Origin of the sequence: Kitasatospora sp. NPDC056138, from assembly GCF_042264695.1 — a bacterium.
GTDB lineage: Bacteria > Actinomycetota > Actinomycetes > Streptomycetales > Streptomycetaceae > Kitasatospora.
In genome coordinates this window covers 1-12,271 of the sequence record NZ_JBHJVK010000060.1, presented here as the reverse complement: position 1 = coordinate 12,271, position 12,271 = coordinate 1, and the positions used below count along the sequence as shown (strand labels likewise).

Annotated in this window: 11 protein-coding genes; 2 read left to right on the top strand and 9 right to left on the bottom strand. The window is 71.3% G+C overall.

The genetic code is table 11. The annotated features are described in order from the left end of the window. Positions 1-80 precede the first annotated feature (80 nt). From ACFC1R_RS29160 to ACFC1R_RS29140, 5 genes are all read right to left on the bottom strand, one after another. On the bottom strand, positions 81-512 hold the full coding sequence (locus ACFC1R_RS29160; protein ID WP_375943610.1) for a fic family toxin-antitoxin system, toxin component: 432 nt from the start codon (positions 510-512) through the stop codon (positions 81-83). Further along, entirely contained in the window at positions 509-739 is a 231-nt protein-coding gene (locus ACFC1R_RS29155) for a toxin-antitoxin system HicB family antitoxin (RefSeq protein WP_045304440.1), read from the bottom strand. Before ACFC1R_RS29155 ends, ACFC1R_RS29160 begins: the two co-directional genes overlap by 4 nt. Before the next feature lie 339 nt (positions 740-1,078). Continuing rightward, positions 1,079-1,642: a hypothetical protein gene (locus tag ACFC1R_RS29150; protein ID WP_375943609.1), complete on the bottom strand. Its 564-nt coding sequence runs from the start codon at positions 1,640-1,642 to the stop codon at positions 1,079-1,081. Positions 1,643-1,856: 214 nt separating this feature from the next. Then, the gene (locus ACFC1R_RS29145) at positions 1,857-3,152 is read right to left on the bottom strand and encodes a class I SAM-dependent RNA methyltransferase (protein ID WP_375943655.1); all 1,296 of its coding nucleotides are present in this window, start codon (positions 3,150-3,152) and stop codon (positions 1,857-1,859) included. A 362-nt stretch (positions 3,153-3,514) separates the two neighbouring features. Continuing rightward, positions 3,515-5,569, bottom strand: a complete 2,055-nt coding sequence (locus ACFC1R_RS29140; protein WP_375943607.1) for an APC family permease — start codon at positions 5,567-5,569, stop codon at positions 3,515-3,517. Positions 5,570-5,814: 245 nt separating this feature from the next. On the opposite strand from ACFC1R_RS29140, the gene ACFC1R_RS29135 reads away from it, so the two are divergent. Both ACFC1R_RS29135 and ACFC1R_RS29130 read left to right on the top strand, forming a co-directional pair. Next, positions 5,815-6,483, top strand: a complete 669-nt coding sequence (locus ACFC1R_RS29135) for a potassium channel family protein (RefSeq protein ID WP_375943605.1) — start codon at positions 5,815-5,817, stop codon at positions 6,481-6,483. Further along, positions 6,483-7,154 (top strand): potassium channel family protein, encoded by a 672-nt coding sequence (locus ACFC1R_RS29130; RefSeq protein WP_375943603.1) that lies wholly within the window; start codon positions 6,483-6,485, stop codon positions 7,152-7,154. The genes ACFC1R_RS29135 and ACFC1R_RS29130 overlap by 1 nt, the downstream gene beginning before the upstream one ends. A gap of 57 nt (positions 7,155-7,211) precedes the next feature. On the opposite strand, the gene ACFC1R_RS29125 is transcribed toward ACFC1R_RS29130, so the two are convergent. Genes ACFC1R_RS29125 through ACFC1R_RS29110 form a run of 4 tightly spaced genes read right to left on the bottom strand, consistent with a single transcriptional unit; the run spans position 7,212 to position 11,802 of the window. Then, positions 7,212-8,078 carry a DUF3159 domain-containing protein gene (locus ACFC1R_RS29125; RefSeq protein ID WP_375943601.1) on the bottom strand — a complete coding sequence of 289 codons (867 nt, stop codon included), beginning with the start codon at positions 8,076-8,078 and terminating at the stop codon, positions 7,212-7,214. 2 nt (positions 8,079-8,080) lie between these two features. Continuing rightward, on the bottom strand, positions 8,081-8,485 hold the full coding sequence (locus tag ACFC1R_RS29120) for an OB-fold nucleic acid binding domain-containing protein (protein WP_375943599.1): 405 nt from the start codon (positions 8,483-8,485) through the stop codon (positions 8,081-8,083). A gap of 51 nt (positions 8,486-8,536) precedes the next feature. Next, on the bottom strand, positions 8,537-9,217 hold the full coding sequence (locus ACFC1R_RS29115; protein WP_045304445.1) for a response regulator: 681 nt from the start codon (positions 9,215-9,217) through the stop codon (positions 8,537-8,539). After that, positions 9,214-11,802 (bottom strand): ATP-binding protein, encoded by a 2,589-nt coding sequence (locus tag ACFC1R_RS29110; protein ID WP_375943597.1) that lies wholly within the window; start codon positions 11,800-11,802, stop codon positions 9,214-9,216. The genes ACFC1R_RS29115 and ACFC1R_RS29110 overlap by 4 nt, the downstream gene beginning before the upstream one ends. Positions 11,803-12,271: the final 469 nt, after the last annotated feature.

Genomic DNA, 12,271 nt, shown 5'->3' with positions numbered 1-12,271 from the left:
CGGCCCCGCAGGAACTCCCCGGGGCTGCCCGGGGAACCGCCCCGGGCCTGCTCTGGGCCTGCCGCGGGCCTGCCGTGGGCTCAGTCGGAGTCGCCCTCGTCCCCGTCGTCGTCCCCCCGGACCTCTTCCTCCTCCGCCTCGTCGACCACCCAGGCGGCCAGCCGGTCGGACACGCCGCTGACGCCGAGCTTGCCCTCCCTGATGGCCCGGGCCAGGCTGCGGACCTCCCGCGCGGTGGTGGCGACGCTGCAGCCGCTGGCCACCAGGTACGCGTAGGCGACGGCGGTGGCGAAGAGCTCGTTGCTCCGCTCCAGTGCCGGAACCCGGATCAGCTGGTGCATCAGGGCCGCCGCGCGGTCCTGCGGTTCGGGGTAGACGGCGATGTCGAAGATTTCGGCCTGGTGCCGGGCGACTGCCGCGAGCAGCGATCCGTAGTCGGTGACCGGCGGATCGCCGGGGGTGTACTGCTCAGCAGTCATGAGCAGCCACGAGAGGTCCACCTCAAGGTTCAACGACGCACGTCCTGCAGGCCGTCGCCGAACTCGGCGAGGAAGGTCGACTCGTACTCCTTCATGAACTGCGCGGCGGCGTCGACGAACAGCCGTCCGGTCTCGCCCATGTCCTGCCTGACAAGCCGTTCGATGTACTGGTTCATGCTGATCCCCTGCTGCTCGGCGCGCTCGCGCGCCATCTCGGCGGTGGCCGCATCCACCCGGACGTTCAGCTGCTTCTTCGCCATGAACTAACGCTAGCGTCGAGGTGCTAGCACAACAAGGGCGCATTCCGGCCTCCCCCACGCCCTCCCTGGTCCCAGTGCTCCCAGAAGGCCGGAAAACGCCTGCGAGCGCTGGGGAACATACCCGCCGACCCGCCGTGTCACCCCTTCGCGCACAACACCGCTACGGGGCCGAACGAGATCACCCGGAGACCCGGCCACCGTGAACCACGGCCGTAGGAGGCCGTACCCCGGCCGCAGGCAGGCCGTACCCAGGACGCGGACAGGCCGTGAGCAGGCCACGAGCCGCTCCCTACAGGATGCGCACGCCCGTACCGGCCGTCCGACCGCCGCGCCCGCAGCTCAGTGCGGATCCCCCTCGATCCGGCCACCGACGGCCCGCGCGGTCGCGGGAAGCTCCCTCCAGCGCCGGGTCAGCAGGGCCAGCGCGAGCGCGAGGTAGACGTAGCCGAGCAGCAGCCGGGCGTTCTCTCCGGGCAGCACGAACTGGACCGCGAACAGTCCGAAGAGCAGCCCCGCCTTCCACGGCAGGAAGCGCAGGTCCAGCAGCAGGACAACGGCCAGCAGGGTCTGGGCGGCCGTCAGCATCACCTCGTCCACCTGCCGTTCCACCAGCGGCAGCACCGCGATGAACGCCAGCAGCGCCAGCGCCAGTGGACCCGCGATGTCCTCCCGGGCGGTCTCGGCCGCCCACATCAGCAGCAGCGCGGCCGCCAGCACCCCCAGGCCGAAGACCACCATCCCCACCACCGCCGCCGGGTGCACCCCCGCCAGTCGCAGCACCACCGCCGGCGTCGCCCCGGCGCACGCACCCGCGAGCCGTAGCGCCGTCGCCCGCCCGCTCGGCGGCACCGCCGCCGGACGGCCCGTCTCCTCGTTCGCCGTGACGTCGGACACCGGGCGCATCGGTCTCCTCACAGCGGGTCCGCCTCGGGGTACGAGCAGGCTACGGCCGGTCCCGCACGCCGACCGGCCGCGACGCAGCCGCAATCCGGCGAACCTCTCTCGCCCGGCCCGGCAGACGGGAGGGGCGCGGGGAAGGGCGCGGGAAGCCTGCACGAAAGGTGCGCGGCTTCTCGCGCCGTTCCCCGCGCCCCGAGGCGCGGTACGGCCGACCCGCTTACTCCCCGACCGGCTCCAGGATGGCCACGCACTCGAAGTGGTGGGTCATCGGGAAGAGGTCGAAGGCCCGCAGCGAGACCGGACGGTAGCCGCCCTCGCGGAAGAAGGCCAGGTCACGGGCGAGCGCTGCCGGGTCGCAAGCGACGTACGCGATCCGGCGGGCCTCCAGGCCGACCAGGTGCGCGACGGTCTCGCGCCCCGCCCCCGCGCGCGGCGGGTCGAGCACGATCAGGTCGGTGGAGGTGATCCCGGTCCGCGGGAGCAGCGACTCGACCTTGTCGCACTCGATCCGGACGTTCTCCACCTCGGCCAGGTTGTGCCGGGCGTCGACGACGGCCTGCTTGCTGGACTCGATGCCGAGCACCGCGCCGTCCTCGCCGACCCGGTCGGCCAGCGCCCCGGCGAACAGGCCGACACCGCAGTACAGGTCGAGGGCCATCTCGCCCCACTGCGGGTCCAGGCCGTCCAGGACGGCGTCCACCAGGGTGGTCGGCGCCTCGGGGTGGATCTGCCAGAACCCGCCGTTGCTGACCCGCCAGGTGCGCCCGGCGGCCCGCTCACGGACGAAGGTCCGGCCGTGCACCCGGTGGAAGAGCCCCTGCTCGTCGATCCGGGAGATGGAGACCGGCTGGTTCAGCTCGACCAGCGGCAGCTGCGCACCGGCACGCGGCGTCAGGACCACCTGGCGGTCCGAGGAGCCGCTGGCGGCGATCGCCTCGACCGTCTCGACACCCGGCCAGTCGCGGGCCTCGATGCCCAGCTCGGTCACCCCGGGGGCGGCGATCAGGCAGCGGTCGATCGGCTCGATGTCGTGCGACCGGTGGCGGCGCAGGCCGGCCTTGCCGGTCTCCGGGTCCACCGCGTACTGGACCCGGCTGCGCCAGGCGGGCACCTCGCCGGCCGGGAGCTTGCCGCCCACCGGCTCGACGCTGCCGTCCCAACCGGCCTCGGCGGGGGTCAGCCCGGCGAGCTTGGCCAGTTGCTCGGTGAGCACCTGGCCCTTGAGCTTGCGCTGCCCGCCCGGGGTGACGTGCTGCCAGTCGCAGCCGCCGCACCTGCCGGGGCCCGAGAACGGGCACGGCGCGGGGATGCGCTCCTTGGCGGCCTCCAGGACCTCCACCGCGTCGGCGCGCAGGAAACGGGAGGTGGTGGTGCCCTCGGTGATCTCGGCGATCACCCGCTCACCCGGCAGCGTGTGCCGGACGAAGAGCACCCGGCCCTCGTGCCGGGCCACGCAGTGGCCGCCACCGTGCGCGACCGGGCCCACCTCGACCTCGTACCGCTCGCCGACCAGCGGGTCGCCGGTCGGGGCCTTGGGCGTGCGCTCGGCACGGGCCGGCTTGGCGGTGCGCAGCGCCTTCGGCGGGCGGACGGCCTGCTTGCGCGGACGCTCGCCCTTCGAGCCCTGCGCGGACTTCGAAGCCGACGCGGACTTCCCGGCAGCGGTCTTCGCAGCCGGTGCGGGCCGGTCCTGGGCCGGCTGGGGCTTCGGCTCGGCGGGGACGATCGGGGCGGTCTGGGCCGTGTAGCCCTCGCGGTCGGTGGCGGCCGAGCGCGTCGGCTTGGACCCCCAGCGCGGGCGGGCGACCTGTCCCGGCTTGGAGGACTTCCCGGCCTTGCCGGACTTCCCCGAGGAGCGGGACGGGTTGTTGCGGGTCACGAAGTCGAGTCCTTGCTGGCGTTGGTGAGGTCGGTGCTGGAATTACCCGACTCTACGCGCTCGTGCCTGGGCTCGCCTCGACGGACGGCTCCCGGCGCCGACCAGGCGCGCTGCGGCTTGCGCCGCTCGGAGGACTCCAGCTGCCAGGGTACGGAGGTCACCATGACACCGGGCTTGAACAGCAGACGCCCCTTGAGGCGCAGCGCGCTCTGGTTGTGCAGCAGGTGCTCGTACCAGTGGCCGACGACGTACTCGGGGATGTAGACCGAGACGACGTCCCGCGGGCTGCTGCGGCGCAGGTTCTTGACGTAGTCCAGGACCGGACCGGTGATCTCGCGGTACGGGGAGTCGAGCACCTTGAGCGGCACCTCGATGCCGCGCTCGTCCCAGTCCGTGCGCAGCGCCTCGGTGTCCGCCGGGTCCACGTTGACCGTGATGGCCTCCAGCGTGTGCGAGCGGGCCAGCCGGGCGTAGGCCAGGGCGCGCAGCGCGGGCTTGTGCAGCTTGGAGACCAGCACGATGCCGTGCACCCGGGTGGGCAGCACGATGTCGTCCGCCTCCTCGGCGGCCTGCAGCTCCTGGGAGACCCGGTCGTAGTGGCGGCGGATCGCCTTCATCATCACGAAGAGCACCACCATGGTGGCGATCGCGATCCAGGCGTGGCCGATCTTGGTCACCAGGACCACGATCAGCACCGCCGCGGTCATCACCAGACCGAAGGTGTTGATCGCCCGGCTGCGCTGCATGTGGCGCCGCTTGGCCGGGTCGGTCTCGGTGCGCAGCAGGCGGGTCCAGTGCCGGATCATGCCGGACTGGCTCATGTTGAAGGACACGAAGACACCGACGATGTACAGCTGGATCAGCCGGTTCGGGTCCGCGCCGAAGGCCACTATGAAGATCACCGCGGCGGTGGCCAGCAGGATGATGCCGTTGGAGAAGGCCAGCCGGTCGCCGCGGGTGTGCAGCTGGCGGGGCAGGTAGCGGTCCTGCGCGAGGATCGAGCCGAGCACCGGGAAGCCGTTGAAGGCGGTGTTGGCCGCGAGCACCAGGATCAGACCGGTGACGCCGGCGATGAAGTAGAAGCCCGGGGTGAAGTTCGAGAACACGGCCTCGCTGATCTGCGCCAGCGCCGTCTTCTGGTGGTAGTCCGCCGGGACGCCCACCAGCTGGGTCTCCGGGTACTCGGCCATCTGGGTACCGGTCAGGTGGGCGAGGTAGATGATGCCCATGAACATCGTCACGGCGATGGTGGCCATCATCAGCAGGGTGGTGGCCGCGTTCTTGCTCTTCGGCTTGCGGAAGGCCGGCACGCCGTTGGAGATCGCCTCGACGCCGGTCAGCGCGGCACAGCCGGAGGAGAACGCCTTGAGCAGCAGGAAGACCAGTGCGAACCCGGCCAGGGAACCGTTGCCCGCAGTCGCCTCCAGGTGGAAGCCCGCACTCTCGGCGGGCATCTGCGCCCCGAAGCCAAAGTGCCGGACCAGGCCGTAGACCACCATGCCGAGCACGCCGACCATGAAGGCGTACGTCGGGACCGCGAAGGCGGATCCCGACTCGCGGACGCCGCGCAGGTTCATGCCCATCAGGACGATCACCAGGGTGACCGAGAGGGCCATCTCGTGCCCGCGCAGCGCGGGCACCGCGGAGACGACGTTGGCCACGCCGGAGGTGGTGGAGACGGCGACCGTCAGGATGTAGTCGACCATCAGGGCGCTGGCCACCACCAGGCCGGAGTTCGGCCCGTGGTTGACCGTGGCCACCTCGTAGTCGCCGCCGCCGCTCGGGTAGGCGTGCACGTTCTGCCGGTACGAGGCAACCACCGCGAGCATCACGATGGCGACCACGACGCCGATCTGCCACGAGAAGTGGATCGCGGACGCCCCGGCCAGCGAGAGGGTGAGGAGGATCTCCTCGGGGGCATAAGCGACAGAGGAGAGCGCGTCCGAGGCGAAGACCGGCAGGGCGATCCGCTTGGGGAGGAGGGTCTCCCCCAGCTTGTCGCTTCGTAGCGCGCGTCCGATCAGGATGCGTTTCGGGAGATCAGCAGGCATAGGCACGTTAAGGAATCGTAAGGGCAGTTACTGCGAGAACGTCCCCCGCGGTACCACCTACGTCGAGACTGCGTTCGGTGGACCGGCTAGCGTGTCGGATGATGAGCTTGGAAGCAGCGGACCGGCTGCCCCGCCGCGCCGAACCGAAGGTGCGGCCTGACGATCACCCCCGGACATCGGGGCGGAAGGATGATGAGCGGTGTTTGCGCAGGTCATGACCCCAACGGACTGGGTGAGGTAGTCCCGTGCACATCGTCATCATGGGCTGCGGACGCGTGGGTTCCGCCCTCGCGAGAGCGCTGGAGAAACAGGGTCACTCGGTGGCCGTCGTCGATCAGGACCCGACCGCGTTCCGGCGTCTGGGCGCCGGGTTCAACGGGCGGCGGGTGACCGGGGTGGGCTTCGACCAGGACACCCTCAAGGAGGCCGGCATCGAGGAGGCGGGCGCCTTCGCCGCCGTCTCCAGCGGTGACAACTCCAACATCATCGCGGCCCGCGTGGCCCGGGAGAACTTCGGCGTCGAGCACGTCGCGGCCCGGATCTACGACCCGCGCCGCGCCGAGGTCTACCAGCGCCTGGGCATCCCGACCGTCGCGACCGTGCGCTGGACCGCCGACCAGATGCTGCGCCGGCTGCTGCCGAGCGGCGCCGAGCCGCTCTGGCAGGACCCGAGCGGCAGCATCCAGCTGGCCGAGGTGGCCTTCGCGCCGTCCTGGATCGGCCACCGGTTCACCGCCCTGGAGGAGGCCGCCGGTGTCCGGGTCGCCTTCATCACCCGTCTCGGCGAGGGCGTGCTGCCCACGCCGCAGATGGTGGTCCAGGAGGGTGACCTGGTGCACGTGACGCTGCACCGGGCGGATCTGGCGGCCGTCGAGGCCGCGTTCGCGCGGGGTCCGCAGGAGGGTGAGCACTGATGCGAGTCGCCATTGCCGGAGCCGGCGCCGTCGGCCGCTCGATCGCGGGCGAGCTGCTGGAGAACGGCCACGAGGTCCTGCTGATAGACAAGAACCCCGGCTCCATCTCGGTGGAGCGGGTGCCCATGGCGGAGTGGCTGCTGGCGGACGCCTGCGAGATCACCTCGCTGGACGAGGCGGCGCTGCAGCGCTGCCACGTGGTGATCGCCGCGACCGGTGACGACAAGGTCAACCTGGTCGTCTCGCTGCTCGCCAAGACCGAGTACGGCGTGCCGCGGGTGGTCGCCCGGGTGAACAACCCGAAGAACGAGTGGCTGTTCAACGAGTCCTGGGGCGTCGACGTCGCCGTCTCCACGCCGCGCCTGATGTCGGCGCTGGTCGAGGAGGCCGTCAGCGTCGGTGACCTGGTGCGCCTGATGCGCTTCAGCCAGGGCAACGCCAACCTGGTCGAGCTCACCCTGGCCGCCGACACCGCGCTGGTCGGCACCCGGGTCGGCGACGTCACCTGGCCGGTCGACACCGCGCTGGTGACCATCATCCGCGAGGGCCGGGTGCTGGTACCGGGCAAGGACGACACCCTGGAGGCCGGTGACGAACTGCTGTTCGTCGCCGCCCAGGAGCGCGAGGAGGAGCTGGAGGAACTGCTCTCCGCCGGAGCCGGCGCGAAGTAGTCCCGCACATGCGTCGAGGGCCGTGCCCGGCTGCCGGGTACGGCCCTCGACGTGTGGTCACTCCTCCTCGACCTGCGCCTTGATCGGCGCCGGGGCCTTGAGCAGGATCTGCCAGGTCACGTACATCGCCAGCAGCATCGGCGGGATCCCCAGGGCGACCTTGAGCCAGCCGAGCAGGTTGACGTTGCCGGTGAAGTACAGCGGGAAGAGGATCACCGGCTTGATGCCCATGATCACCACCCACGCCCAGGTGGCCTTGGTGTACGCCGCCAGCCGGCCCGGGTTCTGGTTCCGCCAGGTGAACATCTCACCGGTGATCGGACCGAGCATCACCCCGATCAGCGGCCAGCGGACCAGCGCGGAGACGGCCAGCGCGACGCAGTACCCGACGTTGTAGAGCAGGCCGGGCAGGTAGAAGTCCTCGGCCTTGCCGGTCTTCATCGAGATCCAGGCGCCGATCGCGACACCGAAGACGCCGCTGAAGGCGTGCTGGATGGTCTCCCGCTTGAACAGCCGGATCACCACGAACAGCGCGCTGAGGCCGAGCGCCGCCCAGGCCGCCGAGGCGACCTGGTGGGTGAGGTTGAAGGTGACGATGAAGACCAGACCCGGCAGGGTCATGTCGATCATGCCCCGGACGCCGCCGAAGGCCTGGATCACCGTGTCGGCGGCCTCCTTGGAGGCTGCCGCCTCGCGAGCCGCTGCCGCCTCCGGCGTCTCCTGCACGGTCGGCTGCTGCGGCTCGTGGTGCTGCTCCTGGTCCGCCGCGGCCCCGGCAGCGGACTCCCGGGCCGTCTCGTAGGCGGCGAACTCCCGCGCGCCCGACTCCACCACCGACTCGGTCAGAGCGTGCTCGACGTACCCTTCGAGCTCCGTGGGCACGGTGGTGCGGGCGGCGGGCTCGCCGCCTGGCAGGTTGGTCACGCTCACTCGCTCCCGTGTCCGGCCGGACGCAGTTCGTAGCGGGGGTTGAAGAGGACTCGGCGTCCCCGGGCATGGCTGATCCGACCGGTGGCGATCAGCCTCCGGCCCGGTTCTATCCCGGCGATCGACCGCCGGCCCAGCCAGACCACGTCCAGCGCGTCGCTGCCGTCGAAGAGCTCGGCCTCCAGGGCGGGTACACCGGCCCTGGGGCGGAGGGTAACGGTGCGCAGGGTGCCCGCCACGGTGACCACGTCGCGGTCCCCGCAACTGGCGATCGGGGTACAGCCCGACTCCGCCGTGTCCTGGCGCAGCTCCTGGGCCTGCAACTCCTCCGAGGAGGAGGTCAGACGGCTGAGCATGCGCCGGAAGCGGCCCTGCGGCTGCGCGCTGCTGTTGTCACCACTCATGCCCGAAGGGTACCGGTTTCAAGTGTTCGAACGGCAAGGCCCGAGGGAGCGTCAGGCCTCGAAGCGGTAGCCCATGCCCGGCTCGGTGATGAAGTGGCGCGGGTGCGAGGGGTCCGTCTCCAGCTTGCGGCGCAACTGGGCGAGGTAGACCCGGAGGTAGTTGGTCTCGGTCCGGTAGGCGGGCCCCCACACCTCCTGGAGCAGCTGGGTCTGGCTGACCAGCCGGCCCGCGTTGCGCACCAGCACCTCCAGCAGGTGCCACTCGGTCGGGGTCAACCGGATGTCCTGGCCCTCCCGGTTGACCTTCTTGGCCGCCAGGTCGACGGTGAAGCTCTCGGTGACCACCATCGAGTCGTCCTCGCCCGCGACCGGCTCCGCGCGGCGCACGGCGGCTCGCATCCGGGCCAGCAGCTCGTCCATGCCGAACGGCTTGGTGACGTAGTCGTCCGCCCCGGCGTCCAGGGCCTCGACCTTCTCGTCCGAGGCGTGGCGAGCGGACAGCACGATGATCGGGACACGGGTCCAGCCGCGCAGCCCCTTGATCACCTCGACCCCGTCCATGTCGGGCAGGCCGAGGTCCAGGACGACCACGTCGGGGTGCCGGGCGGCGGCCAGCTCCAGGGCGCTCGCCCCGTCGTGGGCCGCGTCGACTTCGTACTTGCGGGCCTTGAGGTTGATCACCAGGGCGCGGACGATCTGCGGTTCGTCGTCCACGACAAGAACCCGGGTCATTCGGGCTCCGCCTTTCGGTTCGGTGGCAGCGGTGGCTGTTCAGGGAAGTTGACGTCGGACAGGTCGACGGCGGGCAGGGTGACCACCATGGTCAGGCCGCCGCCGGGGGTGTCCTCCGCGGCGACGGTCCCGCCCATCGCCTCGACGAAGCCGCGGGCGACGGCCAGGCCGAGGCCGACGCCCGCGCCGCGCGGAGCGTCACCGTAGCGCTGGAACGGCGCGAAGATCCGCTCCTTGGCGGCCTCCGGCACGCCGGGACCACGGTCCACCACCCGCAGCTCGACCCGGCCGGGCGCGCCCGGCGGATGCAGAGCATCGGCCTTGACCAGCACCTTCACACCGTCGGGACTGTACTTGACGGCGTTCTCGATCAGGTTGGCCAGCGAGCGCTCCAGCAGCCCGGCATCGGCGTGGATCATCGGCAGGGTCTCGGGCACGTCCAGCTTGACGGCCTCCAGCGGGACCCCGCCGAGCGCGAACGGGACCACCTCGTCCAGGTCGATCTCGTGGATCAGCGGGGTGACCGTCCCGGTCTGCAGGCGGCTCATGTCGAGCAGATTGTTGATCAGGTGGTCGAGGCGGTCCGCACCCGCCTCGATCCCGGCCAGCAGCTCGGCCTCGTCGGCCTCGTCCCATTCCACGTCCTCGGTGCGCAGGGAGCTGACGGCGGCCTTGATGCCCGCGAGCGGGGTGCGCAGGTCGTGCGAGACGGCGGCGAGCAGGGCGGTGCGGATGCGGTTGCCCTCGGCCTCACGCCGGGCCGCGGCGGCCTCGCCGGCCAGTCGGCGGCGTTCCAGCAGGACGGCGGCCTGAGCGGCGAACGCACCGAGCAGACGGCGGTCCTCGGCCGGCAGCACCCGCCCACACAGCACCAGGGCGAGTTCGGTGCCGACCGGCACGTCCACGTCTCCGTCCTCCGGACGCTCCGGAGGACGCAGCCCGGCGCTGGCGGCGACGCGCCACGGGGCGTGCTCGCCCGCCCGCTCCAGCAGGGCGGCCGAGTCCTGCTGGAAGGTCTCCCTGACCTGGTCGAGCAGAACGGTGAGCAGACTGTCCCCGCTGGGTGCGCCCCGCAGCACCGTGCCGGCGAGAGCGCTGAGCGTCTGGGCCTCGGCCTGGCTGCGGGCCGCCTGGTGGGTGCGACGGGCGGCCAGATCGACGACCGAGGCCACGGCTATACCGACGGCGGTGAAGATGCCCACCGCCAAGATGTTCTCCGGCTCGGAGATGTTGAAGGTGTGCACCGGGGGCGTGAAGTAGTAGTTCAGCGCCGTGGAGCCGACCAGCGCCGAGGCGATCGCCGGGAAGAGTCCGCCGATCAGCGCCGCGCCGACCGTCAGCGACAGGAAGAGCAGCATGTCGGTGGAGAGGCCGAGCCCGTGCACCTGGGTGAGGAACACCGCCAGGAGCGGCGGCCCGGCCACACCGATCAGCCAGCCGGCCACCGTCCGGGTACGGCCGAGGTCGGTGACCCTGCGGATCGGGATCCGGCCCCGGCCCTTGGCCGCGTGCTCGTGCGTGACGATGTGCACGTCGATGTCGCCGGAGTCCCGGGTCACCGTCGCGCTCACGCCCGGACCGTAGATGTACTGCCAGGCGCGGCGGCGGCTGGAGCCCAGCACGATCTGGGTCGCGTTGACGCCCCGGGCGAAGTCCAGCAGCGCGGCCGCCGGATCGTCGCCGAGCACGGTGTGGAAGCTGCCGCCCAGGCTCTCCACCAGGGCCCGCTGCTCGATCAGCGCCTGCGGGGAACCGCTGCCCGCCAGGCCGTCCGACCGGGAGATGTGCACGGCGAGCACCTCGCCGCCCGACCCCCGAGCGGCGATCCGGGCGGCACGGCGGATCAGGGTGGCGCCCTCGGGCCCGCCGGTGAGCCCGACCACGATCCGCTCGCGGGCCTGCCAGGTGCTCTCGATGCCCTGTTCCTCGCGGTACCGCTGCAGGTACTCGTCCACCCGGTCCGCCGTCCAGAGCAGAGCGAGCTCGCGCAGGGCGGTCAGGTTGCCGAGGCGGAAGTAGTTGGCACACGCCGCGTCGATCTTCTCCGGCGCGTACACGTTGCCGTGTGCCAGCCGCCGACGCAGCGCCTGCGGTGACATGTCGACCAGCTCGATCTGGTCGGCGCGACGGACCACCGCGTCCGGCACGGTCTCCCGCTGCCGGACACCGGTGATCCCCTCGACCACGTCGCCGAGCGACTCCAGGTGCTGGATGTTGACCGTCGACACCACGTCGATGCCGGCTGAGAGGAGTTCCTCGACGTCCTGCCAGCGCTTGGTGTTGCGGCAGCCGGGGATGTTGGTGTGCGCCAGCTCGTCCACCAGCGCGACGGCCGGTTTGCGCGCCAGGATCGCGTCCACGTCCATCTCGGTGAAGACGGCGCCCCGGTGGATCAGCTCCCGGCGCGGCACGGACTCCAGCCCGTCGATCAGCTCGGCGGTCAGCCGCCGGTTGTGGTGCTCGACGAACCCGACCACCACATCGGTGCCCCGGTCGAGGCGCCGGTGGGCCTCCGCGAGCATGGCATACGTCTTCCCGACCCCGGGCGCTGCCCCGAGGTAGATCCGCAGCCTGCCGCGTGCCATACGTCCCATTTTTCGTGCCGCCCGGGAGCTGCGCCCCCGGACACCTGTTCGCCGGTTTCGAGACTACGGCTTTTGGGTCAGTTTTCCGCTGATCAGACCAGTGAATCGGTAGATTTAGCAGGTTTTTGACGGTGACGGGCCCTGTGCGAGGTGCCGGTACGGAGTAGTGCGGCGACCGCCGAGCCGGCCGGAACGGCACTCCCTGCGGTCTCCGGCTCGACGCGATCCCTGGTCCGGGGCGCCGCCGCGACCGGGGCGCGAAAGCGCGGGCGGGACTCACCCGGGGCTCGGCAGGGGCCGGCCGGACGTCAGCGGTTCACCTCCAGCCGCTCCCGGCCACTCCCCCAGAGCGGTCCGAAACAGGTCCCGGAACAGGTCCGGAAAGGGTCCGGAAATGCGGAAAGCCCCTCCCCGGTCTCCCGGGAAGGGGCTTTCTCCAAAATTTGTTCGGCGGCGTCCTACTCTCCCA

What these genes read in the sequence shown, in the direction of transcription:
- ACFC1R_RS29155 (WP_045304440.1), bottom strand. Translation starts at nt 739, where the DNA reads ATGGCGAAGAAGCAGCTGAACGTCCGGGTGGATGCGGCCACCGCCGAG.
- ACFC1R_RS29150 (WP_375943609.1), bottom strand. Translation starts at nt 1,642, where the DNA reads ATGCGCCCGGTGTCCGACGTCACGGCGAACGAGGAGACGGGCCGTCCG.
- ACFC1R_RS29130 (WP_375943603.1), top strand. Translation starts at nt 6,483, where the DNA reads ATGCGAGTCGCCATTGCCGGAGCCGGCGCCGTCGGCCGCTCGATCGCG.
- ACFC1R_RS29115 (WP_045304445.1), bottom strand. Translation starts at nt 9,217, where the DNA reads ATGACCCGGGTTCTTGTCGTGGACGACGAACCGCAGATCGTCCGCGCC.
- ACFC1R_RS29140 (WP_375943607.1), bottom strand. Translation starts at nt 5,569, where the DNA reads ATGCCTGCTGATCTCCCGAAACGCATCCTGATCGGACGCGCGCTACGA.
- ACFC1R_RS29120 (WP_375943599.1), bottom strand. Translation starts at nt 8,485, where the DNA reads ATGAGTGGTGACAACAGCAGCGCGCAGCCGCAGGGCCGCTTCCGGCGC.
- ACFC1R_RS29110 (WP_375943597.1), bottom strand. Translation starts at nt 11,802, where the DNA reads ATGGCACGCGGCAGGCTGCGGATCTACCTCGGGGCAGCGCCCGGGGTC.